This window comes from Variovorax sp. 10L421, from assembly GCF_056395365.1.
In genome coordinates this window covers 1-25,498 of sequence record NZ_JBFTJJ010000015.1, presented here as the reverse complement: position 1 = coordinate 25,498, position 25,498 = coordinate 1, and the positions used below count along the sequence as shown (strand labels likewise).

At 64.9% G+C, this 25,498-nt stretch carries 34 protein-coding genes and 1 tRNA gene; 17 read left to right on the top strand and 18 right to left on the bottom strand.

The features are described from left to right. Positions 1–24: 24 nt before the first annotated feature. The gene (ggt, locus tag AC1DFC_RS19075) at positions 25–2,082 is read right to left on the bottom strand and encodes a gamma-glutamyltransferase (RefSeq protein WP_007830690.1); all 2,058 of its coding nucleotides are present in this window, start codon (positions 2,080–2,082) and stop codon (positions 25–27) included. Positions 2,083–2,223: 141 nt separating this feature from the next. Between ggt and uvrC the strand changes: the two genes are divergently transcribed. From uvrC to AC1DFC_RS19060, 3 genes are read left to right on the top strand one after another with little or no spacing between them, the layout of a single operon-like run. Further along, positions 2,224–4,188: an excinuclease ABC subunit UvrC gene (gene uvrC / locus AC1DFC_RS19070; RefSeq protein ID WP_007830691.1), complete on the top strand. Its 1,965-nt coding sequence runs from the start codon at positions 2,224–2,226 to the stop codon at positions 4,186–4,188. Between the two features lie 48 nt (positions 4,189–4,236). Then, positions 4,237–4,803: a CDP-diacylglycerol--glycerol-3-phosphate 3-phosphatidyltransferase gene (pgsA, locus tag AC1DFC_RS19065; RefSeq protein ID WP_007830693.1), complete on the top strand. Its 567-nt coding sequence runs from the start codon at positions 4,237–4,239 to the stop codon at positions 4,801–4,803. Continuing rightward, positions 4,800–5,687, top strand: a complete 888-nt coding sequence (locus AC1DFC_RS19060; protein WP_007830697.1) for a DMT family transporter — start codon at positions 4,800–4,802, stop codon at positions 5,685–5,687. The genes pgsA and AC1DFC_RS19060 overlap by 4 nt, the downstream gene beginning before the upstream one ends. Positions 5,688–5,705: 18 nt before the next feature. Here the strand turns inward: AC1DFC_RS19060 and AC1DFC_RS19055 are convergent, their stop codons facing one another. Further along, positions 5,706–6,665 (bottom strand): LysR family transcriptional regulator, encoded by a 960-nt coding sequence (locus tag AC1DFC_RS19055; protein WP_413333907.1) that lies wholly within the window; start codon positions 6,663–6,665, stop codon positions 5,706–5,708. A 71-nt stretch (positions 6,666–6,736) separates the two neighbouring features. Between AC1DFC_RS19055 and AC1DFC_RS19050 the strand changes: the two genes are divergently transcribed. From AC1DFC_RS19050 to AC1DFC_RS19030, 5 genes are all read left to right on the top strand, one after another. Further along, positions 6,737–7,657: an alpha/beta fold hydrolase gene (locus AC1DFC_RS19050; protein ID WP_042673028.1), complete on the top strand. Its 921-nt coding sequence runs from the start codon at positions 6,737–6,739 to the stop codon at positions 7,655–7,657. Next, positions 7,654–8,739 carry a tartrate dehydrogenase gene (locus AC1DFC_RS19045; protein WP_007830702.1) on the top strand — a complete coding sequence of 362 codons (1,086 nt, stop codon included), beginning with the start codon at positions 7,654–7,656 and terminating at the stop codon, positions 8,737–8,739. The genes AC1DFC_RS19050 and AC1DFC_RS19045 overlap by 4 nt, the downstream gene beginning before the upstream one ends. 219 nt (positions 8,740–8,958) lie before the next feature. Then, positions 8,959–9,231 carry an HU family DNA-binding protein gene (locus tag AC1DFC_RS19040; protein ID WP_007830705.1) on the top strand — a complete coding sequence of 91 codons (273 nt, stop codon included), beginning with the start codon at positions 8,959–8,961 and terminating at the stop codon, positions 9,229–9,231. Positions 9,232–9,260: 29 nt separating this feature from the next. Next, positions 9,261–9,336: transfer RNA gene (locus AC1DFC_RS19035), tRNA-Val, on the top strand. Between the two features lie 229 nt (positions 9,337–9,565). Next, complete coding sequence (locus tag AC1DFC_RS19030; RefSeq protein WP_478179805.1) at positions 9,566–10,633, top strand: site-specific integrase; 1,068 nt, start codon at positions 9,566–9,568, stop codon at positions 10,631–10,633. Here the strand turns inward: AC1DFC_RS19030 and AC1DFC_RS19025 are convergent. Together AC1DFC_RS19025 and AC1DFC_RS19020 are read right to left on the bottom strand one after the other, a co-directional pair. After that, complete coding sequence (locus AC1DFC_RS19025) at positions 10,598–10,834, bottom strand: helix-turn-helix domain-containing protein (protein ID WP_478179804.1); 237 nt, start codon at positions 10,832–10,834, stop codon at positions 10,598–10,600. The genes AC1DFC_RS19030 and AC1DFC_RS19025 overlap by 36 nt on opposite strands. Continuing rightward, a complete protein-coding gene (locus tag AC1DFC_RS19020) occupies positions 10,831–10,980 on the bottom strand; it encodes a hypothetical protein (protein WP_478179803.1) in 150 nt (49 codons plus the stop codon). The genes AC1DFC_RS19025 and AC1DFC_RS19020 overlap by 4 nt, the downstream gene beginning before the upstream one ends. 24 nt (positions 10,981–11,004) lie before the next feature. Here AC1DFC_RS19020 and AC1DFC_RS19015 point away from each other — a divergent pair, with 24 nt between their 5' ends. Beyond that, the gene (locus tag AC1DFC_RS19015) at positions 11,005–11,658 is read left to right on the top strand and encodes a hypothetical protein (RefSeq protein WP_478179802.1); all 654 of its coding nucleotides are present in this window, start codon (positions 11,005–11,007) and stop codon (positions 11,656–11,658) included. A 2-nt stretch (positions 11,659–11,660) separates the two neighbouring features. Here the strand turns inward: AC1DFC_RS19015 and AC1DFC_RS19010 are convergent, their stop codons facing one another. The 12 genes from AC1DFC_RS19010 to AC1DFC_RS18955 form a co-directional block, all read right to left on the bottom strand. Next, a complete protein-coding gene (locus AC1DFC_RS19010; RefSeq protein ID WP_478179801.1) occupies positions 11,661–12,398 on the bottom strand; it encodes a deoxynucleotide monophosphate kinase family protein in 738 nt (245 codons plus the stop codon). Between the two features lie 22 nt (positions 12,399–12,420). Next, entirely contained in the window at positions 12,421–12,762 is a 342-nt protein-coding gene (locus tag AC1DFC_RS19005) for a hypothetical protein (protein ID WP_478179800.1), read from the bottom strand. Next, entirely contained in the window at positions 12,759–12,926 is a 168-nt protein-coding gene (locus AC1DFC_RS19000; protein WP_478179799.1) for a hypothetical protein, read from the bottom strand. The genes AC1DFC_RS19005 and AC1DFC_RS19000 overlap by 4 nt, the downstream gene beginning before the upstream one ends. Next, on the bottom strand, positions 12,923–13,045 hold the full coding sequence (locus tag AC1DFC_RS18995) for a hypothetical protein (RefSeq protein WP_478179798.1): 123 nt from the start codon (positions 13,043–13,045) through the stop codon (positions 12,923–12,925). Before AC1DFC_RS18995 ends, AC1DFC_RS19000 begins: the two co-directional genes overlap by 4 nt. A gap of 49 nt (positions 13,046–13,094) precedes the next feature. Continuing rightward, positions 13,095–13,367 carry a hypothetical protein gene (locus AC1DFC_RS18990; RefSeq protein ID WP_478179797.1) on the bottom strand — a complete coding sequence of 91 codons (273 nt, stop codon included), beginning with the start codon at positions 13,365–13,367 and terminating at the stop codon, positions 13,095–13,097. Beyond that, positions 13,367–13,555, bottom strand: a complete 189-nt coding sequence (locus AC1DFC_RS18985; protein ID WP_478179796.1) for a hypothetical protein — start codon at positions 13,553–13,555, stop codon at positions 13,367–13,369. Before AC1DFC_RS18985 ends, AC1DFC_RS18990 begins: the two co-directional genes overlap by 1 nt. Beyond that, positions 13,552–14,001: a hypothetical protein gene (locus AC1DFC_RS18980; RefSeq protein WP_478179795.1), complete on the bottom strand. Its 450-nt coding sequence runs from the start codon at positions 13,999–14,001 to the stop codon at positions 13,552–13,554. The genes AC1DFC_RS18985 and AC1DFC_RS18980 overlap by 4 nt, the downstream gene beginning before the upstream one ends. Further along, a complete protein-coding gene (locus AC1DFC_RS18975) occupies positions 13,998–14,339 on the bottom strand; it encodes a hypothetical protein (protein WP_478179794.1) in 342 nt (113 codons plus the stop codon). Before AC1DFC_RS18975 ends, AC1DFC_RS18980 begins: the two co-directional genes overlap by 4 nt. A gap of 12 nt (positions 14,340–14,351) precedes the next feature. Beyond that, positions 14,352–14,594 carry a hypothetical protein gene (locus AC1DFC_RS18970; RefSeq protein ID WP_478179793.1) on the bottom strand — a complete coding sequence of 81 codons (243 nt, stop codon included), beginning with the start codon at positions 14,592–14,594 and terminating at the stop codon, positions 14,352–14,354. Positions 14,595–14,712: 118 nt separating this feature from the next. Next, positions 14,713–15,390, bottom strand: coding sequence for an XRE family transcriptional regulator (locus tag AC1DFC_RS18965; RefSeq protein WP_478179842.1), 678 nt, complete (start codon positions 15,388–15,390; stop codon positions 14,713–14,715). A 331-nt stretch (positions 15,391–15,721) separates the two neighbouring features. Continuing rightward, a complete protein-coding gene (locus AC1DFC_RS18960; protein ID WP_478179792.1) occupies positions 15,722–16,105 on the bottom strand; it encodes a hypothetical protein in 384 nt (127 codons plus the stop codon). 105 nt (positions 16,106–16,210) lie between these two features. Continuing rightward, the gene (locus AC1DFC_RS18955; protein WP_478179791.1) at positions 16,211–16,489 is read right to left on the bottom strand and encodes a hypothetical protein; all 279 of its coding nucleotides are present in this window, start codon (positions 16,487–16,489) and stop codon (positions 16,211–16,213) included. A gap of 10 nt (positions 16,490–16,499) precedes the next feature. Between AC1DFC_RS18955 and AC1DFC_RS18950 the strand changes: the two genes are divergently transcribed. The 8 genes from AC1DFC_RS18950 (at position 16,500) to AC1DFC_RS18915 (ending at position 23,630) form a co-directional block, all read left to right on the top strand. Further along, positions 16,500–17,030 (top strand): phage regulatory CII family protein, encoded by a 531-nt coding sequence (locus AC1DFC_RS18950; protein WP_478179790.1) that lies wholly within the window; start codon positions 16,500–16,502, stop codon positions 17,028–17,030. A gap of 40 nt (positions 17,031–17,070) precedes the next feature. Continuing rightward, the gene (locus AC1DFC_RS18945; RefSeq protein WP_478179789.1) at positions 17,071–17,994 is read left to right on the top strand and encodes a helix-turn-helix domain-containing protein; all 924 of its coding nucleotides are present in this window, start codon (positions 17,071–17,073) and stop codon (positions 17,992–17,994) included. Next, the gene (locus tag AC1DFC_RS18940; RefSeq protein ID WP_478179788.1) at positions 17,985–18,770 is read left to right on the top strand and encodes a hypothetical protein; all 786 of its coding nucleotides are present in this window, start codon (positions 17,985–17,987) and stop codon (positions 18,768–18,770) included. Before AC1DFC_RS18945 ends, AC1DFC_RS18940 begins: the two co-directional genes overlap by 10 nt. Before the next feature lie 157 nt (positions 18,771–18,927). Next, entirely contained in the window at positions 18,928–19,491 is a 564-nt protein-coding gene (locus AC1DFC_RS18935) for a hypothetical protein (protein WP_478179787.1), read from the top strand. After that, positions 19,491–21,563 carry a phage terminase large subunit family protein gene (locus tag AC1DFC_RS18930; protein ID WP_478179786.1) on the top strand — a complete coding sequence of 691 codons (2,073 nt, stop codon included), beginning with the start codon at positions 19,491–19,493 and terminating at the stop codon, positions 21,561–21,563. Before AC1DFC_RS18935 ends, AC1DFC_RS18930 begins: the two co-directional genes overlap by 1 nt. A gap of 5 nt (positions 21,564–21,568) precedes the next feature. Next, positions 21,569–21,880 (top strand): helix-turn-helix domain-containing protein, encoded by a 312-nt coding sequence (locus AC1DFC_RS18925; protein ID WP_478179785.1) that lies wholly within the window; start codon positions 21,569–21,571, stop codon positions 21,878–21,880. A gap of 76 nt (positions 21,881–21,956) precedes the next feature. Further along, complete coding sequence (locus AC1DFC_RS18920) at positions 21,957–22,178, top strand: phage head-tail joining protein (RefSeq protein ID WP_478179784.1); 222 nt, start codon at positions 21,957–21,959, stop codon at positions 22,176–22,178. 3 nt (positions 22,179–22,181) lie between these two features. Then, positions 22,182–23,630: a phage portal protein gene (locus tag AC1DFC_RS18915; RefSeq protein WP_478179783.1), complete on the top strand. Its 1,449-nt coding sequence runs from the start codon at positions 22,182–22,184 to the stop codon at positions 23,628–23,630. Positions 23,631–23,729: 99 nt separating this feature from the next. Here AC1DFC_RS18915 and AC1DFC_RS18910 read toward each other — a convergent pair whose 3' ends face one another. Both AC1DFC_RS18910 and AC1DFC_RS18905 read right to left on the bottom strand, forming a co-directional pair. Beyond that, positions 23,730–24,113, bottom strand: coding sequence for a HEAT repeat domain-containing protein (locus tag AC1DFC_RS18910; protein WP_478179782.1), 384 nt, complete (start codon positions 24,111–24,113; stop codon positions 23,730–23,732). Between the two features lie 38 nt (positions 24,114–24,151). Further along, positions 24,152–24,544 carry a hypothetical protein gene (locus AC1DFC_RS18905; protein WP_093176404.1) on the bottom strand — a complete coding sequence of 131 codons (393 nt, stop codon included), beginning with the start codon at positions 24,542–24,544 and terminating at the stop codon, positions 24,152–24,154. Between the last annotated feature and the right edge of the window lie 954 nt (positions 24,545–25,498).

Genomic DNA, 25,498 nt, shown 5'->3' with positions numbered 1-25,498 from the left:
ACCACTTCGTCCAGGCCAACGCCCTCAGGGCGTGAAGGTATCGCCCAGCACGATGCCTTCGCGCCGGGGGTCGGCGCCGCCTGTCAGCACGGTCTTGCCACCGACGCTGGTGCGGATGATGGTGCTCACGCCGCTGGACTGCGCCGAGACCGACACCTTGTGACCCAGTCCGATCAGCCCGGCGACCAGCGGGTCGTTGAGGCCCGAGTTCGTCGCGTCGATGTTCGGATGCTCGCCGCCGACATTGGTGGTCACGCTGTTGGAGGCACCGAAGTCGACCAGTGACGTGGCCTGCTGGGCGTCGAGCCCCCAGTCGAGCGCGCCGACCAGCGTCTTCACGACGTACTGGATGATGGTGCCGCCGCCCGGCGAACCGGTGCCCATGACGAACTCGCCCATGCTGCCATCGGCCTGCTTCCTGAATACCAGCGTCGGCGCCATCGTGCTGCGCGGGCGCTTGCCGGGTGCGACCCGGTTGGCCACCTTGATGCTCGGATCGACCGTGTCGTTCGGGTTGGCCGAGAAGTCGGTCAGCTGGTTGTTCAGCATGAAGCCCTGCGTCATGTGGAACGAGCCGAGCGTACTTTCCACCGTGGTGGTCATCACCACCACATTGCCCTGCTTGTCGACGATGGTGAAGTGCGTGGTGCCATGCTCCTCGGTCTTGTCGATGCCCAGCGGCACCGCGCCCAGGTTGCCGGCCTGGGCAACGCCCATGCTCTTCGCCAGGCTGATGAGGCTGGCGCGGCTCTGCAGATAGGGCTTGTTGATCATGGTGTCGACCGAGCCGCCCGGCAGCGGAACGAAGTCGGTGTCGGCCACGTACTTGTCGCGGTCTGCATAGGCCAGGCGCTCGGCCTCGCTCACCAGGTGCACGCCCATCACGGTCGGCTTGCCTCCCTCGATGCCGATGGCGGTCGGCTTGTGCAGGCCCATGTTGAAGGTCTCGAGGATGCCCAGGCTCGCCACCACCGCGATGCCGCCAGAGGACGGCGGCGACATGCTGCACACGTAGTAGTCGCGATAGGTGCCGCAGACCGGGGCGCGCCGCTTGGCCTTGTAGTTGGCCAGGTCGGCCAGCGTGGTCTTGCCGGGCGTGATGGCCGAGCCGTCGTTCGCGGCGACCGTGACGCCGATCTTGTCGACGATGCCCTGGGCGATGTCGCCCGTGTAGAAGGCGTTGGCGCCTTGCGTCGCGATGGTGGTCAGCGTCTTGGCGTAGGCCGGGTTCTGCAGGCGGGTGCCCAGCGCCTTCGGCGTGCCGTCGGCGTTGAAGAAGTAGGCCGTGGCCTCGGCGTCGCGCTTGAGGCTGGCGGCCGACGACGAGATGGCGGCGGTCATGCGCCCGCCGATCAGGAAGCCGTCGGAGGCCAGCGTGATGCCGTAGCTGAAGAGGTCTTTCCAGGGCAGCTTGCCGTGGTCCTGGTAGGCGATGTCGAGCATGCGCACCGCGCCGGGCGTGCCGATCGAGCGGCCGCTGGCGCGCGCGCCGCCGGGCTTGGGCAGGCTGGTGTCGGTGGCGTCGTCCACGTAGCGCAGGTAGTTCTCGGTGGCCGCGGCGGGCGCGGTCTCACGGCCGTCGTAGGCCTGCACCTTCTTCGTCGCGGCGTCGTAATAGAGCATGAAGGCGCCGCCGCCCAGACCGCTCGATTGCGGCTCGACCAGCCCCAGCACGGCCTGCACGGCCACCGCCGCATCGACTGCGCTGCCGCCGGCCTTCAGCACGTCGCAGCCGGCGCGCGTGGCCAACGGGTGGTTGGCGACGACCATGTAATTCTTCGCGTAGACCAGCTTGTGCCCCGGCGCGTAGCCCGAGGCCGCCTCGGGCGCGGCCGGATCGCCGGCATCCCCCGAGCCGACCACCACGGAGGAGTTGCCGGTCGAGGTGAGGCAGCCGTTGTCGGGTGCGCTCGGGGCAGGCTGCTGGGCCGGCTGGTTGGCCGCGTTGATCGCGGCGATGGTTGCAAGAATCGTTGTCGTGTCTTGCGCGTCATTGCGGGAGGCGCCGCCGCAGCCCGCGAGGCTCAGCGAGAGCGCGATGGGTGAGAGCGCCCACCAGGCGCGCCTGTTGTTCTTGTTCATGCAGATTTCCCGAATAGGTATGTTGAAAAAACCGGGCGCTCCTCGCGCCCGTGGCTATCTTCAGCAGGTTTCATTCCAGCCGCGTCGGGGTTTGCGCGCAGGCGGGCGCCGGGCCGCGTGCCGCGCGCCACAATAGCCGCCATGTCAGACGTGCATTCCGATCAATTGCTCAGCGAAGTCGCGGCCCTGCCGCAGCTGCCGGGCGTCTACCGCTACTTCGACGCGGCCGGCGCCGTGCTCTATGTGGGCAAGGCGCGCAACCTCAAGAAGCGGGTCGCCAACTACTTCCAGAAGAACCACGGCGGCACCCGCATCGGCCACATGATCTCGAAGATCGTGCGCATGGAGACCACGGTGGTGCGCTCCGAGGCCGAGGCGCTGCTGCTCGAGAACAACCTGATCAAGACGCTCAAGCCGCGCTACAACATCCTGTTTCGCGACGACAAGAGCTACCCCTATCTCAAGATCGCGTCGCACCAGTTCCCCCGGCTGGCGTACTACCGCGGTGCGGTCGACAAGAAGCACCGCTACTTCGGGCCGTACCCGAGCGCCTGGGCGGTGAAGGAATCGATCCAGCTGCTGCAGAAGGTGTTCCGCCTGCGCACCTGCGAAGACACGGTGTACGCCAACCGCACGCGGCCTTGCCTGCTGTACCAGATCAAGCGCTGCAGCGGGCCGTGCGTCGGCTACGTCGCGCCCGATGTCTATGCGCAGGACGTGGCCAGCGCCGAGGCCTTCCTGATGGGCGATACGCAGCTCGTGCTCTCCAAGCTTGAACAGCGCATGACTGCGCACGCCGAGAAGCTCGAGTTCGAGCAGGCGGCCGAGCTGCGCAACCAGATGTCCGCCATCTCGCGCGTGCTGCACCAGCAGTCGATCGAGATCGCGTCCGACAAGGACGTGGACATCCTGGCCGTGAAGGTGCAGGGCGGCAAGGCCTGCGTGAACCTGGCGATGGTGCGCGGCGGCCGCCACCTGGGCGACCGGCCGTACTTTCCCGTGCATGTGGAAGACGCGGCGCAGATCCACCACGGCGAACTCGACGATGAAGAAGAGGGTGGTCCGCCCGCCGCGGCCGACCCGATCGAGGTGCAGGTGCTCGAGGCCTTCATCGCCCAGCACTACATCGACGTGCCGGTGCCGGCCACGCTGGTGCTGAGCGAGCAGGTGGGCCGCGAGCTGATCGAGGCGATTTCGCTGCAGGCCGGCACGCGCGTGACGGCGGTGTTCCAGCCGCGCGAGCAGCGCCGGCACTGGCTCGAAATGGCCGAGACCAACGCCAAGCTGCAGCTGGCCCGGCTGCTCGCCGAGGAGGGCTCGCAGCAGGCGCGCACGCGCGCGCTGGCCGATGCGCTGGAGCTGGCATCGGACGATCTCGACAATTTCCGCGTCGAATGCTTCGACATCTCGCACACCGCGGGTGAGGCGACGCAGGCTTCATGCGTGGTGTTCGAGCACCACGCCATGCAGAACAAGGAGTACCGCCGCTACAACATCGAGGGCATCACGCCCGGCGACGACTACGCGGCCATGCGCCAGGTGCTGCACCGCCGCTATGGCAAGCTGGCCGAGGCGATGGCGGCCGAGACCGACGCCCTGCCTCCGGGCGATGCCGAGAGCGACGGCAGCGAGGCGCCGGTGAAGATCAAGGCCGCGCGCATGCCCGACCTGGTGCTGGTCGACGGCGGCAAGGGGCAGGTGTCGATGGCGCGCGAGGTGTTCAGCGAACTGGGCCTGCCGCTGTCGCTGATCGTCGGGGTCGAGAAGGGCGAGGGCCGCAAGGTCGGGCTCGAGGAACTCGTGTTCGCCGACGGCCGCGAGAAGGTCTACCTGGGCAAGGACTCGGCCGCGCTGATGCTGGTGGCCCAGATCCGCGACGAGGCGCATCGCTTCGCCATCACCGGCATGCGGGCCAAGCGCGCCAAGGTGCGGGTCGGCGGCAGCCAGCTCGAGGACATCCCGGGCATCGGACCGAAGCGGCGCGCGCGGCTGCTGCAGCGCTTCGGCGGCATCCGGGGCGTGGCGGCGGCGAGCGTGGAGGACATCGCGTCGGTCGAGGGGATCGCCTCCGACCTGGCGGAGGAAATCTACAAGGCGCTGCACTGAGGGCGCGACCCCCGTTGGGGGTTAATGCCGCCATGACACAATCAAGCGATGTTCTGGACCCTGCCGACCATCATGACCTGGACGCGCATCGTCGCGATCCCCCTGATCGTCGGCGTGTTCTACCTTCCGATCAGCGAGCCGATGCGCAACCTGATCGCCACGGTGATGTTCATCGTCTTCGCCGCCACCGACTGGCTCGACGGCTTCCTGGCGCGCCGGCTCAACCAGACCTCGGCTTTCGGCGCCTTCCTCGATCCGGTGGCCGACAAGTTCCTGGTGTGCGCCTCGCTGCTGGTGCTGGTGCACCTGAACCGGGCCGACGTGTTCGTGGCGCTGATCATCATCGGCCGCGAGATCGCCATCTCGGCGCTGCGCGAATGGATGGCACAGATCGGCGCAAGCAAGAGCGTGGCGGTCCACATGATCGGCAAGGTCAAGACGACCGTGCAGATGATCGCCATTCCGTTCCTGCTTTTTGACGGGCACCTGTTCCGGGTGATCGACACCGGCGTCTGGGGCCAGTGGCTGATCTGGATCTCGGCCGTGCTCACGATCTGGTCGATGGTGTACTACCTGCAGAAGGCCATTCCCGAAATCCGGGCCCGCACCAAATGACCGCGGCAGCCGCGGCCCGCAACGCGGGCTGGCTGCGGGCGATGCCGGCGGTCTTCGTGTTGATCTGGAGCACGGGCTTCATCGTCGCGCGCTACGGCATGCCGTATGCGCCACCCCTCAAGTTCCTGGCCGTGCGCTATGCGTTGTCGCTGGCTTGCTTCGGCGTGTGGGTCGCGCTCGCGCGGGTCGCGTGGCCAAAGCAGCGCGCGCAGTGGGGGCACCTGGCGGCCACGGGCATCCTGATGCAGGCCGGCTACCTGGGCGGTGTGTGGGCCGCGGTGCGGGAAGGCATGGGCGCGGGGCTGGTGGCGCTGCTGGTCGGCATCCAGCCGGTGCTGACGGCGGTCTGGCTGTCTTTCCACGGCGGCCGCATCTCGCAGCGGCAGTGGGTCGGGCTGGGGCTTGGTTTCGCGGGCCTGGTGCTCGTGGTGCTGCGCAAGCTCGGGCAGGGCGGCGAGGTGAGCGTGCTGACGATGGGGCTCACGCTGATGGCGCTGGTCTCGATCACGGCGGGAACGCTGTACCAGAAGCGCTTTGTCGCGCCATGCGACGTGCGCAGTGCGAGCGCGGTGCAGATGGCGGCCGCGCTGCTTGTCACATTGCCTTTCGCGGCGTTGGAGTCGGAGAGCATCCAGTGGAACCTGCACTCCGGCGGCGCAATGGCGTGGTCGGTGCTGGCGCTGTCGCTGGGCGGCAGTTCGCTGCTCTACATGCTGATCCAGCGCGGCACAGCCACGGCCGTCACGAGCCTGCTGTACCTGGTGCCGCCCTGCACGGCCGTGATGGCGTGGCTGTTGTTCTCCGAGCCGATCACGCTGGTGACGGTGCTGGGCATTGCGCTCACTGCGGTGGGGGTGAGCCTCGTGGTGCGCAACGGCCGCTGAGCGCCGGCGCTTTTCTCTTCAGCGCGTATCGGCCTTGCCCGGCTTCCAGGGCTCGCCGCGGAACTGTTCCACCAGGTGATCGACCAGCAGGCGCACCCGCCGAGGCGTCTTCGGCCGCCAGGGCGCGATCCAGTGGATGTCCGCTTCCGCCATCGCGTATTGCGGCAGCACGCGCACCAGTTCGCCGCTCGCGAGTTGGGGTGCGATGTCCCACAGGCTGCGCAGCATGACGCCATGCCCGGCCACGCACCAGTCGCGCACCATCTCGCCCGAGTTGCTGGCCAGCGGCCCCTGCACACGCACGCGCGCCGTGCTGCCGTCGCGCACATGGCGCAGGGTCCAGAGTGCGTACTGGCGCTGGCTGGCATCGCCGTTCTCGCGCGCGACCAGGCAATCGTGCGAAGCCAGCGCCTCGACGGTGCCGGGCGTGCCGCGGCGCTTCAGGTAGGCGGGCGAGGCGGCCAGCACGCGCTGGTTGCGCGCGATGCGCCGCGAGATCCAGTCGGCCGCACGGCGCTGCTGCACCGCCCAGAGCCAGACCGCGCCATCGTAACCCTCGGCGCCGAGGTCCGGCAGTTGCTCGGTCAGCAGCAGTTCGATCTGCAGTGCAGGGTGCCGCGCCTGGAAAGTGGCCAGCGCCGGCCCCAGCCAGCGGCGGCCGAAGCCGAAGGTCGCGGCCAGGCGGACGGTGCCGGTCAGTTCGTTCTGGCGTTCTCCGAGTTCGCTTTCGAGGGCGGCGAAGCCGTCGAGCAGCGCTCGCGCATGCAGGCAGACCGCCTCGCCCTCGGCCGTGACGCTGAGCCGCCGGGTGGTGCGCTCGAAAAGGCGCTGGCCCAGGCGCGCCTCCAGCGCGCCCAGCCGCTTGGTGATGACCGAGGGCACGACGTTGAGCGTGGCCGCAGCGCTCGCCAGGCTGCCCTGGTCGCGAATGGCCAGCACCAGTGCCAGGTCGCCACGATCCATCGAGAGAGGACTCATGCCATATCGGAAAGTATGAATTGGCTGATTGTTGCTTGATGATCATCCGGGCGCAACGCACAATCGTTTGCGTGACAGCCTCCTTCCTTTCCTTTCCCACTTTCGATATTGAGCGCGATAGCGTGCGCATCCACGGCCGCATCGGCGGGCGCGGTGCTCCCTTGCTGCTGCTGCACGGCCATCCGCAGACGCATGCGATCTGGCATCGCGTGGCTCCGACGCTGGCCGAGCGGTTCACCGTGGTCGCCGTCGACCTGCGCGGGTATGGCGATTCGGGCCGGCCTGCAGTTGATGCCGAACACGTGGTCTACAGCAAGCGCGAGATGGCGCTCGACGCGCTCGCCGCCATGCGGCACCACGGCTTCGAACATTTCGGCGTGCTGGCCCATGACCGCGGCGCGCGCGTGGCGCACCGGCTCGCCGCGGACCACCCCGACGCAGTCGAGCGGATGCTGCTGCTGGACATCGCACCCACGCTCGCGATGTACGAGCACACCTCCGAAGCCTTCGCCAAGGCCTACTGGCACTGGTTCTTCCTGATCCAGCCGCCGCCGCTGCCCGAGGCGCTGATCGCATCCGACCCCGCACGCTACGTGCGCAGCGTGATGGGCGGGCGGCATGCCGGCCTCGCGCCCTTCGCGCCCGAGGTGCTGGCCGAATACGAGCGCTGCGCCGGCATCGCGGGCACGGCCGAATCCATCTGCGAGGACTATCGCGCCTCCGCCACCATCGATCTCGTGCACGACCGCGCCGACATCGCCGCCGGCCAGCGCCTGGCACAGCCGCTGCGCGTGCTGTGGGGCGAGCACGGCGCGGTCGGCAAGGCCTTCGACGTGCTCGCGCTGTGGCGCGAACGCGCGGCCGAAGTGTCGGGCCGCGCGTTGCCGTGCGGTCACTACGTTCCCGAAGAAGCGCCGGGCGAGTTGCTCGCCGAGGCGCAGGCATTCTTTTCGCCTTTCACCCATCTCGAACGAGCAGGAGCCACACCATGAGCACCCACAGAATCGCAGTCATCGCCGGTGACGGCATCGGCAAGGAAACCATGCCCGAGGGCCTGCGCGTGCTCGATGCTGCGGCGCGCAAGTTTGGCATCGACCTGAAATTCGACCACTTCGACTTCTCGAGCTGGGACTACTACGAGAAGCATGGCCAGATGCTGCCCGACAACTGGAAGGACCAGATCGGCGGGCACGACGCCATCTTCTTCGGCGCGGTCGGCTGGCCCGAGAAGATCGCCGACCACGTCTCCCTGTGGGGCTCGCTGCTGATGTTCCGCCGCGAGTTCGACCAGTACATCAACCTGCGTCCCGCGCGCCTGATGCCCGGCATCATCGCGCCCGTGGTGCGGCGCGACGGCACGCCGCGCGAGCCCGGCGAGATCGACATGTACATCGTGCGGGAGAACACCGAGGGCGAGTACTCCAGCATCGGCGGGCGCATGTACCAAGGCACGCCGCGCGAGATCGTGGTGCAGGAAACCGTGATGTCGCGCATCGGCGTCGACCGGGTGCTGAAGTTCGCCTTCGAGCTCGCGCAGTCGCGGCCGAAGAAGCACCTGACCAGCGCCACCAAGTCGAACGGCATCTCGATCACCATGCCGTACTGGGACGAGCGCGTGGCCGAGATGGGCAAGAACTACCCGGGCGTCAAGCTCGACAAGTTCCACATCGACATCCTCACGGCGCACTTCGTGCAGCGGCCCGACTTCTTCGACGTGGTGGTGGCGAGCAACCTGTTCGGCGACATCCTGTCGGACCTGGGGCCGGCCTGCACCGGCACCATCGGCATCGCGCCGAGCGCCAACCTGAATCCCGATCGCACCGCGCCGTCGCTGTTCGAGCCGGTGCATGGCTCGGCGCCCGACATCGCCGGCAAGGGCATCGCCAACCCGATCGGGCAGATCTGGTGCGGCGCGATGATGCTGGAGTTCCTGGGCCACAAGCAGGCGCACGACGCCATTCTTTCGACCATCGAAAAGGTGCTTGCGCCCCAAAGCGGAGCGCCGCGCACCCCCGACATCGGCGGAACGGGCAGCACCAGCGACGTGGGCAAGGCGATCGCCGCCGCCCTTTGAGCCGCCCTGAAAAAGGGCTTCACGAAAGGCCTCTAAAATCGCGCGCTCCGCTGATCGGCATGGCTTCGCGTCTTATTGACACCCTGCAGACCAGTGGTTGTAATCCTCGCTGGCAGCGCGCTGCCGAGGCGTCAGTCTTGCCAGGCTCTGGGGTCGCATCGTTTGCGGCCAGGTCGCAGCTGACGGAAGCCGACCAACTTTTTCCTACAAGGGGCCCTTGTGAACAAGACCGAACTGATTGAGCACATCGCAAAGAACGCCGATATTTCCAAAGCCGCAGCGACGCGTGCACTCGAATCCACTATTGGCGCCATTCGCACCACGCTCAAGAAAGGCGGCTCCGTTTCGCTCGTCGGTTTCGGCACTTTTGCAGTAGGCAAGCGCGCGGCCCGCACCGGCCGAAATCCCCGCACCGGCGACGCGATTAAAATCAAGGCAGCCAAGATCCCGAAGTTCCGTCCGGGCAAGGCGCTGAAAGACGCGCTGAACTAAGACGTTAGACTCGGAAAGTATTCCCGGTGGGGTGCTTAGCTCAGTTGGTAGAGCGGCGCCCTTACAAGGCGTAGGTCGGGGGTTCGAGCCCCTCAGCACCCACCACCCGAAATGCTATTGAAATCAAGGGCTTAGAGCAATCTAGGCCCTTTTTCTTTACCCGTTGCACCGCCCGGAATGACAGCCTAGAACAGCCTTTGCCAACCAAAAACAGCGATCTGCCACCCGTGCGAATCGCGTAAAGTGCGTAGCTTCACGGTACACGCGACGGAGCAATATGGCGGGGAAGCGGCAGCGGCCGAATGGCTGGGAATACGTCATCAAGCGCGCTGGCTTGCTCGACAAGCCGATCTATCTCACCTTTGCCGATGAGACTGAGGGCGATGCGTTCGTCGCTCGGGTCGAGAAGCTGCTCGACAAGGGCATAGTGCCCACCGAGCTGCAGGTACCTTCGCGCATCATCACCATCGCCGACCTCGTGCGAGAGTACGAGCGCGATGCGCACCCGAAGTCAAAGGATCGGGCCGCGCTTGGAACGATCATCAAGACCAAGGGGGCGGCCCGACTGACCGCCATCACGGCCGGCTGGGTCGATGACTGGATTTCGGAGATGAAGCGCCTCGATAAGCTTGCGCCGGCCACCATCCGCGCGAAGGTGGGGGCACTGGCGCGCTGTACCGACTGGGGCATGCGCAAGGGGCACTTGGTGATGCCCGACCACCCGTTGCGCACGCTGCCCGATGGCTACGCCCAGTACACGAAGACCGATGCGGCGCTCGCCGGCGGCGCCCGGGTTGATATCGAGCGCGATAGGCGTCTGGAGCCTGGCGAATTCGAGCGGGTGTCCGCGGTGATCGTCGGCGGCATCCTGCCCCGGAAGCAGCGGCCTTTGACGTTGGACGATCCGAAGGGCCTTTGGTGCCTTTTCGTCCTGGCCGTTGAGTCGGCGATGCGGCTGCGCGAAATGTTCACGCTGACGCTCGATCAGATCGACCTTGAGAAGCGCACAGCCTTCCTCGACAAGACGAAGAACGGCGACAAGCGGCAGGTGCCGCTCTCCAGCGTGGCTCTGCAGGCGCTGACAGCCTATTCAGAGATTCGAGTTGCGGCCGGTGTAAAGGGGCGCGATGTCATGTTTCCGTGGTGGGATGGAGACACCAGTTCGACAAAACTCGACAGAACCTCGGATTATTTGTCAAAGCTGTTCATCGGGATTTTCGAGGCGGCGAAGTGCCCGGGTCTGAAGTTTCACGACCTCCGGCACGAGGCAACGAGTCGTCTTTTCGAAAAGACGACTCTCTCGGAAACTCAGATCATGAAGATCACCGGCCACAAGTCGCACCGCATGATGATGCGGTACGCGAACTTACGCGGCAGCGATCTGGCGGCGCGGCTTTGGTGACTTCGAGGGCCGGCGCATCCTCGCTGCGGTGTCTCGAATGACGGCGTTCTCGATGAAGTCGAGCACGTCCTTTGTCATCATCACGTAAGCGCGGCCGACCTGGGCGGCGGGCAGTTCTCCCTTGTGGATCATCTTCTTCACCGTCTCCGGGTGAATCTTCAGCAGGTCGGCTGCGCCTGGCACGTCAACGGTGAGGCTCATGGTTTGACCTGGCTGCGCGTTTGCGTCTTGGGGCGGGCATCGCGCAGCACTGCGCGCACCATCGGTCCGACATAGAGCATGGCGCGCTTCTTCGGAATCCGAGCGACAGGCACTTTGCGTGCGCTGATGAATTCGGGTGGCCTCATACTTCGGTCACCTAGGAGGTGGAAATGAGAAAAGACATTGAGCGAACGCTCAGCGTCGCCGGGGCCGTGTTTTCGGCTGCAATGTTCGTTTGGGCGTTCGCCGCATACCCGCCGAAAGGCTCTACCGAATGGGCATCTTGGGTTCAAGCGATTGGTTCCATTGCAGCAATCGGAGCGGCCGCGTGGGTAGTGCAACGTCAGCACAATTTGGAGAAGGCGCGAACCGCCGAGGCCGAACTTCGTAGCCGCCTCTCCCTTCACAACGCTGCCTTCCAGCTTGTGGGTGGCGTTTACCGCAAAGCTGAATCGGTTAGAGACCTGGCATGCGACGAATACCGGCAGGTCGAATTCCTTCGGCCACTCGGCAGTGATCTTGCAGGCCTTGTGATGGCGCTGGGAAAAGTCAATCATCTGCGTTTCGAGACGCACGCGGCGATTGAAGCCATTCTTGTTGCCGAAAGTGTTGGGAGAGAGTTTCAAAACTTCGTTTATGAGGCGCGCGTGTACATGGAAAAAGGCCCTCATTCGCAATGGATTCCCTTGTGTGAGCGTGCGAATGCAGTCTTGAAAGAAATCAAACCTCGGATGGATGTCGTCTATGCAGAAATTCATGCACTTGAGCGGCAACTTCAAGGCGCGACGGTCGAAAGCGAGGCGGTGGCGCAGCGACCCCGCTGAGGTCAGCATGTGACGGCCCTCGTGCTGAGGGTGATGTTCTCGCGGTCGAGGCCGAGTTCGCGGGCGATGAACTGTGACAGCACCTCGACCTGCAGGTGCCGCACGTCGTGGGCGTTGGTGATGACCACCTCGGGATTAAAGCGGCCACCGTCCGTTGCGCTGACATGCCCGCCTTCGGCGGTGCCGTCGTGACCTGGGCGGATGACTTGCCAGAGCACGGCGCCGGCCATGCGCAGCGCGTGGGCCTCGTTGTCGAACCGCACGTCAGTGACCACGAAGCGGGTTTCTCCCTCGCGCCGGTAGTAGGCAAGGCGCTTAATGAGCTGTTCGGTCCAATAGCGCGGCGACCGCGCGCGGCGGTACTCGGTGCCCCACCACTGCATTATCTGCCGCGGGCTACGCGGTTCGTCGAGCCATTCGTCGCTGAGCGGTGTGCGGTGGTCGGTTGCGGCGGCGCTCAAGGACAGGATCACGGACGCGAGGAACTCGTGCGGCGCGCGGCGCATGCGAAGCGCGACGGTCGGCACGTTCTTCAGGTACGGCGTACTGAGGTCGACGAGCGAGAGGTCGAATGCATTCGCGACTTCGGCGCGCAGCGCGTCGGCGAAGGCGAGTTTGCGAAAGCGCGCATGTGCAACGAGCAAGTCGGCGGCGGTGTCCTTGCCGACGCCAGCGTGACCGGTGAGCGCGATGAGATGGTGAAGGGCGGGCCGCTTCACCGGGGGTGTGAGGGTATTCATGTGTCCGGGTCGTGGTGATGGGCTACGCGGTTTGAGCGGCAGCGGGGGCGCGTGCGGGCAGCAGCTCGCACGAAGAGATGGCGGCGTGCGTTTCCGGCGACATGGCGCCGGGCATTGCGCGCGGATTACTGAGCACCAGGCGCAGCGCATCGCCGGCCTTCAGTTCGGGGTGCTGGGCACGCCACGCGGCGGCGGTCTGGCCGACCCAGCGCGTCACGTACACCTCGACGGCGCGCGGACCTTGGTTGTCGATGAGGCGCATCTTCAGAATGAATTCGCCCGTATCGGACCTGTGGTCGCTGACGGCGGGGCGGCCTGGGCGGTCCTTGCTGACGAAGAAAACGCCGGTCGTGACGGTCGTCATGGCCGTGCACCCCGCTGCTCGGCGCGGATGCGCTTGAAGGTGTTGCGGATGTCAGTGGCGACGGCCGGCGTGTACTTGAATCGGCTGTCGGCGAGGCCGCCGACGGGGCCGGTCTGTTGCGGCTGCTTGGGGCGCCGCGGGCGAGGGGAAACGATCACGATCATGGTGTGCTCCAGCCGTAGACACACATCGCGGCGAGCGCGATGGGCAGGACGATGAAGACCGCCAGCGCGGCGGCGGTCGCGAGGAAGCCCGAGACGGGCGCGACTGGCGATGTCCTCATGAGGCCAACGCCGGTTTCTTGGAACGAGGTCGAGCGCATGGCCGGCCTTTCAGAACGGGCAGCGCAGCGAAGCGCGGCCCGGGGTGGTCAAGACGATTTCGAGCGCGATGTCAATCACCTCTTCGTCAGAGGCGCCGTGCCGGCTCGCGAGCAGCGCCGCGCTCATGGGGTTTCGCTCGCAGAACGGCGAACCCGGGCGGTGCTCGTAGTGATATCCGCCGCACCGGCACAAGCGATGACCGGTTTCGCGCAGGTGCTGCGTGAACAGGCCATAGCTGCGGCGCCGCGTGCGGCACTCGGGGCAGCGGAACAGGAACGCCATTAGCCCACGCTCCCGGTGGGCTTGCTGGCCTCACGGCGCCACGGGCATGCAGCGCAACCGTGCTCGCCGTCATCGCATCTTTCGGCCTGTTCATGCGTCGGCTCTTGTGCACGTGCCGCCTCGAAGCAGCGGCGCATGTTGGCGGCTTCGTGGTCATCGCAGCCGAGCAGGTCACCTGGCGTGCTCATGCTGTCGCGTCCCGCGTTGCGCTGTTGACGGAATGGCTGTCTTTCGTCACGTCGATGACGAGCACCAGTGAGCGGCCGTGCTTGAGCTTCACCTGCTCTTCTTTGTTGCCCCAGTCCTTGCGCTCGATTTCACGAAAGCCGAGGTCGATGAGGGCCGCGAACAGCTTGTCGTCACGCGAGCAGATCGCGGTCTGAATCCGCAACGTTTTCCCGTGGTCGTAGGTGCAGAGATCGCGATGTGCGAGGTTGATGCCGCGCTCGGCGAGTGCAGGCAGGAACCCATCGAGCAAGGCGAGCTTCCCGCGCAGCACCTTGATTTCGGCAAGGCGCCGGCGGTGCTCGTAGTCGGCCTTTGCAATGGCAAGTTCTTCGAGGGTCTTCGGTTCGCGGCCGTAGACCTTCAAGTGCGTTTGCCACTCGCTGATGAGACGAACGGGCGCGTTCATGCACCACCTCGCGCGGCGGTGTTGAGGGCGTCAATCTCGCTGTTGAGGGCGCGTGCGCGCTCGGCGAACTCCACAGCCATCGGATGGGCTGGCGCTTCGTCCTCTGCGTAGCGCTCGACAGCTGCGTCGGCGAGGCCGGGGAGGTCGATGCTTCCCGCCTTGAGTGCCTTTTCTGCGAGCGGCACACCCATGGCCTGCCACGTTGTGACGCCTGCCAGCTTGCAGCGATAGAACGCCTGGCGACGACGACCGTTGATGCGCATCCAGATTTCGACGCGCGCCGAACGGGTCGCGACGAAGGGCGCGGTGCGGCCCGAGGCCGCGTGGTTGGTTTGCACGCGAGCCATTGCTTAGCCCTCGATGCGGGTCGCTTCGATCACCGGGCAGCCGGTGATGCGGTGGGCGATGTCGAGTGCTGCGGTCGCGTTGGCCGCGCGGAACTGCACGAACGGAGCGGCGCCCGTGTCCGAGGGATGCAGGTGGCCGAGCGCGTCGCGCGGTGTGTAGGTGCAGCGATAGCGGCGACTGTTATCGACCTGCGTGGTCGAGGCGGGACGTGATGCCCTCTTGGCTTGGTGCGCGGTGCGCGTCATTCCTCACTCCTTCGCGCCGGGATGGCGCATTGGAGTGAATTATCGGTATTCCGATATTTGTGTCAACGGTAAACCGATAAATGGAGCGATATTTTTATCGGGATACCGGTTGAACCGGTCAGGCTCGGCTTTTGATCTTGCGGCGAGGGACCGGATAAGGGACGTAGTACATCCACGCCACCTGCTCAGGCTTCAGATGAAGAACCACCGTGTCGTTGTAGCTCGCAAGGCTGTAGCCGCTGCGTCGGGAGACAAGGCGTTTAATCAGGGTCTCACCAGTCACAAGGCGGACCAGCACGTCGTCTTCTAGTTCGGGCTCTGTGCCTGGTTCCACGAGCGCGAAGTTTCCGGGCGTGTACTTCGGGTACATGCTCGCACCCTCGACCTCCACCACGAATGCTTGCGGGTCGCTGCTCGCGATGTCCTCGGCGTACTCACCCGTCGCTCCCACTGGATAGTCTGAATCCGTCCAAATCACCTGCGGCATTGCTCCCCCGTTGCCTCTCCCAACTACGGCAACGCCCTTTAGCTTGCCGGCCCTGACGGCCTGCGCCGTCTCAAGCCCTTTCGGTCGAGGGATCATCTCGCCTTCGCCAGTGGCGAGCCAGTCAACGTTTACGCCACATGCCTTCGCAATCTGTGGAGTGAACGCAGACCCAAGGCCCGACTTCTCGGCCTCGGAGTAAGCGGACTGGCTCATACCGACCTGCTTTGCAAGCGCCCCCTGTGTAAGGTCCGCATGCTTGCGCGCAGCGGCAAGCCGCTGGCCGAATTCTGTGCGTTGGACATCCCTCATAACCGATAGGGTAGGTTCACTGTACATCGGAAAACCGCTTGAATGAATATCGGAATACCGATAAAGTCGAGCGCTTATGGATTGGCCTCAACTCATTTCGGGACTGCAGCGACGAAAGCTCAGCCACACCCAAATCGCCGCCTTGTGCGGGTGCGGGCAGGCGACCATCGCCGACTTGGCTCGGCGAGCCACTTCTGAGCCCCGTTACGGGCTCGGGCGTTCGCTCGTGCAGCTTTCGCACGCGAGCAACGCCGAGATTCAACGTCGATTGATGGTCCTGCGGCCAGCTGAGGCGTCCATCCAATCCATTCTCCGCACCCGTGAGCTTCGATCAGTGTCGATGTCGCTCGCTGTGGTTGATGAGGTCGAGGGGCTGAACTTCGGGGGTGGCTTCGACCATGTAGCGGCCCAACGCATGCGCGGTTCGGCGCTCGACGATGGCCGCAACCCATCCGATGCCTCGGTTCCGCATGCTGATTCGCAGGGACCCGTCGAGACGGACGGCTGCAGTGATTGAAGGGCGATCTTCTTCCAGCATCGCGCTGTTCGCTGCGAGAGCTGCGGCCCGCGTATCCGGCACCGCCGGATTCATGGCGGCGCGCAACTCCGCAAGACGATGGATCAGATCCTCCAGTTCGTGCGCGGACAGCTTCCCGTCCAGGTGCAGCGTGACTTCGGATGCGTCGCTGTTGAGCGCAACTCGCTCTTCGTTCATGAGTGTCCTTCTCGCGATGGTTGGTCGAACGTTCATTGTCCAGCGGCTGAAGGTGACTTTGTTTCTCGGTGAGGGAGCGGGAGCTTGGGGTTGAGATGCCAATCTTCACGAAATCCAGCCCGAACCGAGTTGCACCACGTCAACGCCGGGCGACAGCACGCGCGCGCAAAGCTGCTCCATCGCGGCACGCTCGCGCACCGACTGCAGCCCATGGGCCCTGGCGCTGCTGCTTGTTATCTCGATCCACGCGGCGACGGACTCCCGATTCAGGTCCGGCTCGACTTCCAGCAAGAGCACGAGCTGCTGCAGGAATTGCTCGATGGCGTCTATCCGCTCCGCAACCGTGGGGGCTGCGGCTTCCGCGATTGGGGCGCTGTTTTTCACTGAGGTTTGCATGAGAACGAATATCTCAATCGACGAGGCGCATGGCTATGGCGCCGATGAGCCCGTGCCCGCCAAGCTCCGCGGCCACGATGCCGCGGTCGCGGCCTATGACACCGCGCATGGGTACGACGGCGGCATCGCCGCCCTTGCCAAGCGCATGGGCCAGAACGTCAACACGTTGACGCACAAGGTCAACCTGCAGAACACGAGCCATAACCTCACACTGCGCGACGCCATCGAGATGCAATGGCAGAGCCGTGATTACCGCATCCTGCACGCCATGGCCGACGAGCTGGATCACGTCTGCGTCCGCGCGACGCCAGCGAACTCCGAAGACGATCCGGTCGATACGTTGATGCGCATGCAGATGGCGTTTGCCGACTACGTGCAGGCGCTCGGCGAGGCGCTGATGCGCCGCGCGGGTGGCGTGTCGCGCAATCAGATGCGCAAGGCCGAACACCACGCGGCCGAGGCAGCCGCCAGCATGGGCCATGCGTTGGCGATGCTGCGCGGCCTGATGCGGGAGGAGCCGAAGGCATGAGCGCAGCGGTTCGACCTGGCCGGGGAGGGCGCGCGACGCCATGAGCATCAAAGTCATGTCGATGGTCTTTGATCGCTATCCATCGGGCGGCATGGAGCGATTGCTCGCGCTCGCGATGGCCGACCACGCCAGCGATGACGGCAGGCGCATCTGGCCCTCGGTGGACGAGCTGGCCCGCAAGACCATGCAGAGCCGCAGCAGCGTGCAACGACAGATTCGCCGCATGGTCGCCATCGGATGGCTGATTCAGGTCAAGACGGCGACCGGGCGGCCGGGCATCACGAACGAGTACCGCATCTGTCCTGAATGGATCGAGGGCGGGGAAGTGCCGACGCCCGAGAGGGGTGTCAATTTGACACCCCTCGACGATGCGCCCCCAGCGGAAGTTATCCACACGGGTGTCAATCTGACACCCGTCGCAAAACCCGGGAGGGGTGTCACCACGGACGAGAGGGGTGTCACCAGAGACGAGAGGGGTGTCACAGCTATGACACCCGAATCTTCAGAACCATCAATGAACCAATCCCCCCTACCCCCCGGCGGGGGGGCGAGCGGGTTCGATGAACTTTTCGCGATCTACCCGAACCGTGACAACCGGTCGAAGGCAGAACGCCGATACCGCCGGATGGCGCCGAGCGCCGCGCTGCAGCAGACGATGCGCTCGGCAATCGAGGCCCAAAGGCTTAGCAAGAGGTGGACGAAGGACGATGGCGAGTTCGTGCCCGAGTTCGCGACCTGGCTGCGCAATGAGCGGTGGCGAGACGAGCCTCGTGCCGCTGGCGCTAGTACCGGCGCGGACGCATGGCACGAGACGCGCAGCGGCATCGACGCGAAGGCGCGCACACTGGGCGTCAGTGCGTGGGATGAAGCGGCGTTCTCGATGGGCCGTGGCGAGAGTTACATCGCGTTCACCGCACGGGTGATGCGTGCCGCCGAACGGGCAGGGGAGGCGGCATGCGCGTGACCGTGGGTTTCAATGGCAGCGGCCTCGCCAGCGTGCAGCAGCAGCTCGCCAAGCTGTCGGGCCAGCAGGCCAAGCAGGCGTATGCCGAGGGCTTGAACGATGGCGGTCACCATGTGCGCCGTGGCTGGCAGCGGGAGATGCGAGAGCAGTTCGACCGCCCTTCGGACTACATCCTTCGCAGCGTGCAGTTTCGTCCGGCTACCTCAGAGAGGCTGAGCATCGATGTGCAGCCGACCTACTACGGCGGCAAAGGGGTGGACCCGCAAAAGATTCTGCAGGCGCAGGAGTTCGGCGGGGCACGACGTGACAAGCGCAGCGAAGTGGCGCTGCGCCGCATCGGCATCTTGCCGGCGGGCTATCAGACGGCCATCCCTGCCACTCCATTCCCGGGCAGTGATGACGGCCGGGGCAACGTGCGCGGTGGCTTCCTCGTGCGCCTGCTGTCCTACTTCCAAGCGATGGGAGAGCAGGGCTATCGGGCCAACATGACGGACAGGGGAAAGGCCCGTCTGCACAGGGGCTCCAAGGGGCGCGAGGGTGTGCGCTTCTTTGTTGCGTATGGCCGTCTGCGCAGTGGTCCAACACAGCACCTCGCGCCTGGCATCTGGGCCGCGACAGGAACACAGGGCGGCGTAGTGCGGCCTGTGCTGATGTTCGTGCGCAATGCAGCCTACGAGGCGCGCATCAGCAGCGAGCGTGTCGCAGAGCGCGCTGACCTTGAACCCTACATCGAGCGGCGCATCCGCTACCGCATTCGAAAGATGGTGGGCGAATGAAGGCCGACCTCGACATGTCGCCTCGCGGCGCCTCCGACCCTCACGCCCCATCGTGGGGCGCCGTCGAAAAACGCCCCGGGTCCTTCCGCGAAGCCACGGATACGGGTAATTCGAACCGCGTTCTCGGACTGTTCCGCGACCTTGCTAAGGGGGTTAAGTGAAGGTCGTTGAGGCATTGGCCGCATCGATCACGCAGGCCGAGTTCGCTGCGCTGATCGGCGTGAGCGAAGCGAAGGTGAGCCAGCTCGCGAGCGAAGGCGTGATCGTGCGCGGCGCCACCGGGCTTGCCTGGCTGCTCGCCTACTGCGACCGCCTGCGCGAAGTTGCGGCGGGGCGCGCGTCGGCGGATGGCGGCGGCCTCGACCTCGTGCAGGAACGGGCCGCGCTGGCCCGCAGTCAGCGCGAAGCGCAGGACATCAAGAACGCCGTGGCGCGCGGCGAGTACGCGCCCATTGGTCTGCTCGCCGATGTCCTGGGCACCGCATCAAGCGCAGTGGTGGATCGGTTCGACCAGTTGGAAGGGGCACTGCAGAAGGCATGCCCCGGCTTGCCCGACGAAGCCACGGCCACGGTGCAGCAGGTTATCGCTAGCGCGCGCAACGAGTGGATTCGCTCGACTGCCAAGCTCGTGGGCGACCAGCTCGACGGTATGGAGCAGTCGCCCGATGACGACGAGGACGACGATGTATCGGCCTTCGACGAAGCCGGGGCGGAGGTCTGATGGCGATGCACGTTTCGCGTGAAACATTGGCCGCGGTTCGCAAGTCCGTTGAGCTTGGACTCGGCAGCTTGCGCGCCGAGCTGTTCCAGACGCTGAGCGAATGGGCCGCAGGCAACTTCAAGCTCGCCGGCGAAAGCTCCCACCAGAAGGGCGGATGGATCGCGTGGTCCTTCCAGACCGGCATCCTCGACTTCATGAGCGACGATCGCATCGAAGAACTCGATGTCATGAAGTCGAAGCGCGTCGGCTACACGAAGATGATTACCGCCTTCGTGGCCTACAACATCGCGCACCGCCGGCGCAAGCAGGCCTTGTGGCAACCGACCGACGACGACCGCGACAGCTACGTCAAGAGCGAAATCGATCCGATCCTTGATGCGCGCGACGGCGTTCCTGCCGTGCAGGCCGCACGCCGCAAGGGCGGCGGCAATGACGACACCATCAAGCTGAAGAAGTTTCGCGACAGCGTGCTCCACCTCTTGGGCGGCAAGGCGAAGCGGGCCTATCGCCGCATCACTGTGGCGATTGCCATCCTCGACGAATGGTCGGCCTTCGATCAGGTCATCGAGAAGTCGGGCGACCCCGGCGGCCTGGCGAAGGGACGGCTCGAAGGCGCACCCTATCCGAAGTTCATCGGCGGCTCCACGCCCGGCGTGAAGGGCATGTGCCATGTCGAACGCGCGGCCGGCAATGCCGATGGCTTCGTGCGCTTCCATATCGATTGCCCGCACTGCGGCGTCGAGCACCCGCTGATGTGGGGGGGGCGCGAGAAACTGTTCGGTTTCAAGTGGGACCGCGGCCAGCCTGCGACCGTGCGCCACGTCTGCCCGCACTGCCTCGAACCGATCCGGCAGAGCGACTACCTGCGCGGCGGTGTGCCGATGCCCGGCGTCTGGGTCTGCGAGAAGACCGGCAAGCGCTTCGGTTCGGACCGCATCTGGCGCGATGCCGCCGGCATGCCCACGAAGCCGCCGAAGTCGCTGGGCCTGCATGTGTGGGCTGCGTACAGCCCGCAGCGCACCTGGGAAAGCATCGTGAAGGAATTCGAGGAAGCGCTCGATGCGATGCAGCGCGGCGACGCTGGCCCGATGCAGCTCTTCGTGAACGAAACCCTCGGCGAGACGTGGGAGGTCGTGGGCGAGCGCACCGACGACCACGAGCTGCAGGCGCGCGCCGAAGCCTTCCCGCTGCGCACGGTGCCCGCCGGCGGGCTGATCCTGACGGCCGGCGTGGACGTGCAGCGCGACCGCTGGGAAATCGCCGTGTGGGCGTGGGCACGCGGCCTCGAGTCGTGGATCGTCGATAGCCATGTGATCGAAGGCAATCCCGCGTCAGAAGCCGACTGGGCGCCCGTGACCGAATATCTGAGCCGGCGCTACCCGCAAGCCTGGCACGGCGGTTCGATGGGGCTGAGCGCCATCTCCATCGACTCCAGCGACCAGACGCATGCCGTCTACAACTGGGTGCGCAAGGTGCAACACCAGTTGCCGAAGCTGCGCGCCGTGAAGGGCCGCGGCGAAGAAAACATCCCCGTGCTCGGACCGAGCAGCGCGCAGGAAGTGAAGTGGAACGGCAAGCGTTGGCCGAATGGCATCAAGCTCTGGAATGTCGGTGTCGATACCGCCAAAGACCTGTTGCTCGGGCAGCTCTCGATCACCGAGGCCGGACCGGGCTGCGTCCACTTCAGCGCCGAGCTGCCGCGCGAGTGGTACGAGCAACTGACCGCCGAGCAGCGCATCCTCGTGAAGGTCGGCGGGCGCGAAACCTATCGCTGGGTCAAGCGCCGGCCTCGGAACGAGCAGCTCGACTGCCGCAACTATGCGTTGCATGCCGCCTTCGGCCTGGGCTTGCACAACTACACGGACAAGCGCTGGAGCGAGCTGGAGGCCTCGGTGCAGCCGCCTCGCGATCTGTTCTCGGCGCCGTTGGCGCCCGAGGTGCCGCTGCTTGTCCCATCGATCACGCCGACCGCTGCCGCATCACGCGCGACGCCGGCTCCCGAGCCTGTTCCGGCTCGACCCTACACCCCTGCGCCTGCGCGCACACCGGCCTCCTTCGGCCGAGATTGGTAAACCGAATGACAGAACCATCGCCCACGCCTGTACTCGACTCGCTGCTGCAGGCCGAGCCGGATCTCGTTGACCGCATCTTCGATTACTTGATCGAAGCGCATCCTGAGATTGCAGGGCTGCGGCTGGACGAATCGAAGCGTGCAGTGCGCAGCCACCTGGCGGGCAGTCGCTACTACGTCGCCAGCCGAAAGCGCGACGACATCGCCAGCCGCGTCCTGTCGCTCTTCAATGGTCGCAACGCGACCGAGGTCGCGCGCAAGCTGGGCATCAGCCGCGCTACCGTCTATCGCTGCTTGAAGCAGCCTCGGCGCGAGTGATCGCGTCTCAGTTTTTGGCTTGAAATGAGACAGGGCAGGGAATAGCGTCAAAGCCTTTGCGATTCCCATCCCTTCAATGTCTCAACCCTCCTACACCTCCGAAGACCTGGCCGCCGTGCGACGGGCCATTTCCAGCGGCGAGCTGTCCGTGATGCACAACGGCCGCCGGGTCGAATACCGCAGCATCGACGATCTGCTCAAGGCCGAGGCCCGCATCGAAGGCGAGCTGCGCGCCGCCGTCGGTCGCCCGCGCGGTGGCGTGCGTCGCTTCACCTTCACCACCTACCGCGGCGAGTAAGACATGCCCAATCTCTTGGATCGGCTCATCGGCGTCATCAATCCCGATCAGGGACTGCGCCGGCATCGCAGCCGCGAGCTGCTGAAGCGCGCCTATGAAGGTGCCAGCTCGCGCGACGGATGGCGGCCAAAGCGAGCGGGGGCCAGCGCCAATGCCGACCATGCCGCCGATGCGCGAACCCTGCGCGTGCGCAGCCGGTCGTTGGAGCAAAACGTTCCCTACATCGCGCAAGGGCTGCGCGCGCACAGCGCGAACATCGTCGGCACCGGCATCATCCCGAGATGGAAGGACAGCAAAGAGCACGCCGCGGCCTGGCAGGAATGGGCGCCGTTCGCGGATGCGGACAGCGGGCTCGATGTCTACGGGCTGATGTTGCTGGCGCACCAGACGGCGCAGCGCGACGGCGAGGTGCTGGTGCGCATTCGGAACCGCCGTCCGTCCGATGGCCTGCCGGTTCCGATTCAGTTCCAGGTGCTCGAAATCGATTGGCTCGACGACAGCCGGATGGGGCGCATCGACGGCTACAACGTGATCGAAGGCATCGCCTACAACGGCATCGGCAAGGTGGCGGGTTACTACCTTTTTGACCAGCATCCTGGCGAGCCGGTCATCTTTGGCGGTCGTCGTGCGACCAGCAAGTTCGTGCCGGCCGAGAGCGTAATCCACTACTTTGCGCCCAGCCGGCCCGGGCAGGGGCGAGGCTTCCCGCGGGTCGCTCCGATCATCGCGCGCACCCGTGACCTGATGCTCTACGAGGACGCCGAGCAGCACCGCAAGAACCTCGAAACGCGCCTGGCGGTGATCGGCTCGGGTGATGTGGATGGCATGGCCGAGGGCGAGAGCGAGACGGTCAAAGAGAGCCGCAGCATGGGCGAGCTGCCAAGCGGCGGCATGATGCAGGTGCCGTCCGGCACGAACCTCACCGTCGTGCAGCCCAACGCCGCGCCCGGGTATGTCGAGTACCTGAAGATGCAGCTCCATTTGATTGCTGCCGGTGCAGGATGGACCTACGAAATGATGACGGGCGATGTGCGCGAAGTGAGCTATACCAGCGCACGCATCCGCAGGCTCGACTATCGGCGCGAGGCCGAGCAAGAGCAGTGGCTGCACGTCATTCCGAAGTTGATCGCGCCGATGGTCCGCGCGTTTTCCAATGCGTGCGAGCTGGCGGGGCGAGTGAAGAAGGCCGACTACAACCTGCGCTATGCGACGCCGAAGTGGGAGTACACGAATCCGAAGGACGATGTCGCGTCAGACCTTGATGAGATTGCCGGCGGTCTGAGCAGTTTCAGCGAGAAGCTGCGCAGCCGTGGCTATGAGCCGGACGAAGTGTTCGAAGAGTTGGCCGAGGACATCGAGAAGCTGCGCAAGCTCGGCATCTTGGATGTGATCTTAATGATGCGAAAGGGCAAGCAGATGAACGAGAAAGCGAACTCGACCGCAGCGGCTTGAAGCCCCTCGTTGCGGCGATGCCACTTGGCCGTCGCGAAGCCAAGGCCACCGGCGGGAACGGGCCCAGAGGCGTCCTTCAATATCGCCGATACCGGACGTTCAGCGCCTGACGAAAGGAAGCGGCCATTTGCTCAATCCTTCCTCGCCATACTCACGTAGCTGGTTGTCTGAGTGACGGGCCAAGTGCTCAAGGACTTCACGAGATTCGAGCGTTCCGATTCGAGCGAGCACATACGCGCACTTGCGCTGAAACGCGTGAAGATTGCCCCACTGCTCTAGGTATGGAAAAGGGGCTGAAACGGCTTTGACGATTGCCGGGATAGCAGAAGGATTGCCGAGAAGCCCAAGGTCAAACACGATGTCTTCGTGGCGCTCGTGTCCATCCAAGCTGAGCAGTTCAATCAAAAGGGGCAGCCGAGACTCGTCGTCCGGCAGGGCATCCAGTGCTGCACACAGTGCGGCGACGTCTTTTGGTTCGTTCATAAATGCACCTGAATGCCTGGTTGTGGCCGCATGCCGCTCTAGGGGCGGACGGTCCCTTGCTGCGACACAAACACGTCAGCGAAGAATACGAGGCCGTTTGCATCGGGGTCAACGATGAACTTCCGCGCACGCTCGACGGGAAAGATGTTCGTATCACCAGCCCTCACGGCAAATCCTTCACCATCTCTCCCGGCGACCCACTCTCCTTGGAGTTCACGGCGAAGGATTTCACCTAGGTAGGCCCCCACGAGAAAGCCAGCGCCGTTGAGGGTGGACTGGTCGGCTCCGATGTCCTTCAGGGCGGTCAAAATTTTTTCGAGCACCCGCACCGAACCGAGGTTGAACGAGAGCTTTGCCCCCATATCCGTCGCCGTCTTTTCCAGATGGGCGCATGCCGCATCAATGGTGCCTTGGAGGGTCTTGCCGGTCATATTTCTGGCTCAATGGAAGGTTGGTACGAAGGTCCGGTTCTGGCCGACGGCTGCCTATGAACGCCGCCCCTCCGCTCTCTCAACGAGCGACCTGATAGCTGCAGCGTGAAGACAGAAGACTACAGCCCCAAGAAGAAAGCCCACCAAGAAGAAGCTGCAATAGCTGTATAGCGGCATGCCATAGCCAGCCCAAAGACCGGTCGCAATTGAACATGTCAATGTCGGCAGGGCATATGGGCGAGTCGAGACTCGCCAGCTTCGATACATCAGATGCAGGAGCGCTGCCGCGCCTAGCATTGCCCCGATGGTGAATAGGATTTCGCCGCCCACACGAGCCCTTTGTCTGGTTACCGAATCTTGACCGTCCGCCGGCAGGATCGCCAAACGAATTCTGGAGCAAGGCCCGAAGGTCCGGTTCTGGCCGAGAGTCGTCTTCCTGGAACACTAGTCATCAAGCGGCGAGCACTTTGTGCGAATCCAGGGAGAGTGAACGTCGGCCCGCTCTGCCTCCCACTCGGGAGCCAAATCAAGCAATGCATTGAGGCTAGGGTCACAGTCGAGCAAGTGCCCCATCCCGACAACTCTGTATTCAGACGCATTGTCAGCGTGCTCACCGCCGCAAACAAAGCACCAACTCCCGCCGTCCCTCGCCACAAGGAGGACCGGCTTCACGTTGTCGAAAACGTGGATGCAGACATAGGATTTTTGACCGCGTTGCATTTTCTTAGCGCCGGTACTGAGGGCGTTGTACCTCTGGGTTCCGTCTTTCCGTGTTTTTTGCCGCCGGCGTTGAACGACCGGTTGTGGCCGAGGCTGTGTGAAAAGACTTCCAGTCCCGCCCTTCAAAAAATAAAATCGATGCACCCGTTTCAAGCGAGGTGCCCATGAAGCGATTCATCGAAGGCGAAGATCGACAGCAGGTCGCGCTGTTGCCGGAATGTCTTGATGACTATA

Bases quoted from the DNA above. Each gene is read 5' to 3' on its own strand.
- AC1DFC_RS18990 (WP_478179797.1), bottom strand. From the start codon at position 13,367: ATGGCGTTCCTGTTCCGCTGCCCCGAGTGCCGCACGCGGCGCCGCAGC.
- ggt (WP_007830690.1), bottom strand. From the start codon at position 2,082: ATGAACAAGAACAACAGGCGCGCCTGGTGGGCGCTCTCACCCATCGCG.
- AC1DFC_RS18945 (WP_478179789.1), top strand. From the start codon at position 17,071: ATGAGCATCAAAGTCATGTCGATGGTCTTTGATCGCTATCCATCGGGC.
- AC1DFC_RS18910 (WP_478179782.1), bottom strand. From the start codon at position 24,113: ATGAACGAACCAAAAGACGTCGCCGCACTGTGTGCAGCACTGGATGCC.
- AC1DFC_RS19055 (WP_413333907.1), bottom strand. From the start codon at position 6,665: ATGAGTCCTCTCTCGATGGATCGTGGCGACCTGGCACTGGTGCTGGCC.
- AC1DFC_RS18905 (WP_093176404.1), bottom strand. From the start codon at position 24,544: ATGACCGGCAAGACCCTCCAAGGCACCATTGATGCGGCATGCGCCCAT.
- AC1DFC_RS18925 (WP_478179785.1), top strand. From the start codon at position 21,569: ATGACAGAACCATCGCCCACGCCTGTACTCGACTCGCTGCTGCAGGCC.
- AC1DFC_RS18950 (WP_478179790.1), top strand. From the start codon at position 16,500: ATGAGAACGAATATCTCAATCGACGAGGCGCATGGCTATGGCGCCGAT.
- AC1DFC_RS18980 (WP_478179795.1), bottom strand. From the start codon at position 14,001: ATGAACGCGCCCGTTCGTCTCATCAGCGAGTGGCAAACGCACTTGAAG.
- pgsA (WP_007830693.1), top strand. From the start codon at position 4,237: ATGTTCTGGACCCTGCCGACCATCATGACCTGGACGCGCATCGTCGCG.
- AC1DFC_RS19005 (WP_478179800.1), bottom strand. From the start codon at position 12,762: ATGACGACCGTCACGACCGGCGTTTTCTTCGTCAGCAAGGACCGCCCA.
- AC1DFC_RS18965 (WP_478179842.1), bottom strand. From the start codon at position 15,390: ATGAGGGATGTCCAACGCACAGAATTCGGCCAGCGGCTTGCCGCTGCG.
- AC1DFC_RS19020 (WP_478179803.1), bottom strand. From the start codon at position 10,980: ATGAGGCCACCCGAATTCATCAGCGCACGCAAAGTGCCTGTCGCTCGG.
- AC1DFC_RS19060 (WP_007830697.1), top strand. From the start codon at position 4,800: ATGACCGCGGCAGCCGCGGCCCGCAACGCGGGCTGGCTGCGGGCGATG.
- AC1DFC_RS19045 (WP_007830702.1), top strand. From the start codon at position 7,654: ATGAGCACCCACAGAATCGCAGTCATCGCCGGTGACGGCATCGGCAAG.
- AC1DFC_RS19015 (WP_478179802.1), top strand. From the start codon at position 11,005: ATGAGAAAAGACATTGAGCGAACGCTCAGCGTCGCCGGGGCCGTGTTT.
- AC1DFC_RS18970 (WP_478179793.1), bottom strand. From the start codon at position 14,594: ATGACGCGCACCGCGCACCAAGCCAAGAGGGCATCACGTCCCGCCTCG.
- AC1DFC_RS18995 (WP_478179798.1), bottom strand. From the start codon at position 13,045: ATGAGGACATCGCCAGTCGCGCCCGTCTCGGGCTTCCTCGCGACCGCC.
- AC1DFC_RS19010 (WP_478179801.1), bottom strand. From the start codon at position 12,398: ATGAATACCCTCACACCCCCGGTGAAGCGGCCCGCCCTTCACCATCTC.
- AC1DFC_RS19000 (WP_478179799.1), bottom strand. From the start codon at position 12,926: ATGATCGTGATCGTTTCCCCTCGCCCGCGGCGCCCCAAGCAGCCGCAA.
- uvrC (WP_007830691.1), top strand. From the start codon at position 2,224: ATGTCAGACGTGCATTCCGATCAATTGCTCAGCGAAGTCGCGGCCCTG.
- AC1DFC_RS18960 (WP_478179792.1), bottom strand. From the start codon at position 16,105: ATGAACGAAGAGCGAGTTGCGCTCAACAGCGACGCATCCGAAGTCACG.
- AC1DFC_RS18915 (WP_478179783.1), top strand. From the start codon at position 22,182: ATGCCCAATCTCTTGGATCGGCTCATCGGCGTCATCAATCCCGATCAG.
- AC1DFC_RS18940 (WP_478179788.1), top strand. From the start codon at position 17,985: ATGCGCGTGACCGTGGGTTTCAATGGCAGCGGCCTCGCCAGCGTGCAG.
- AC1DFC_RS18985 (WP_478179796.1), bottom strand. From the start codon at position 13,555: ATGAGCACGCCAGGTGACCTGCTCGGCTGCGATGACCACGAAGCCGCC.
- AC1DFC_RS18920 (WP_478179784.1), top strand. From the start codon at position 21,957: ATGTCTCAACCCTCCTACACCTCCGAAGACCTGGCCGCCGTGCGACGG.
- AC1DFC_RS18930 (WP_478179786.1), top strand. From the start codon at position 19,491: ATGGCGATGCACGTTTCGCGTGAAACATTGGCCGCGGTTCGCAAGTCC.
- AC1DFC_RS19025 (WP_478179804.1), bottom strand. From the start codon at position 10,834: ATGAGCCTCACCGTTGACGTGCCAGGCGCAGCCGACCTGCTGAAGATT.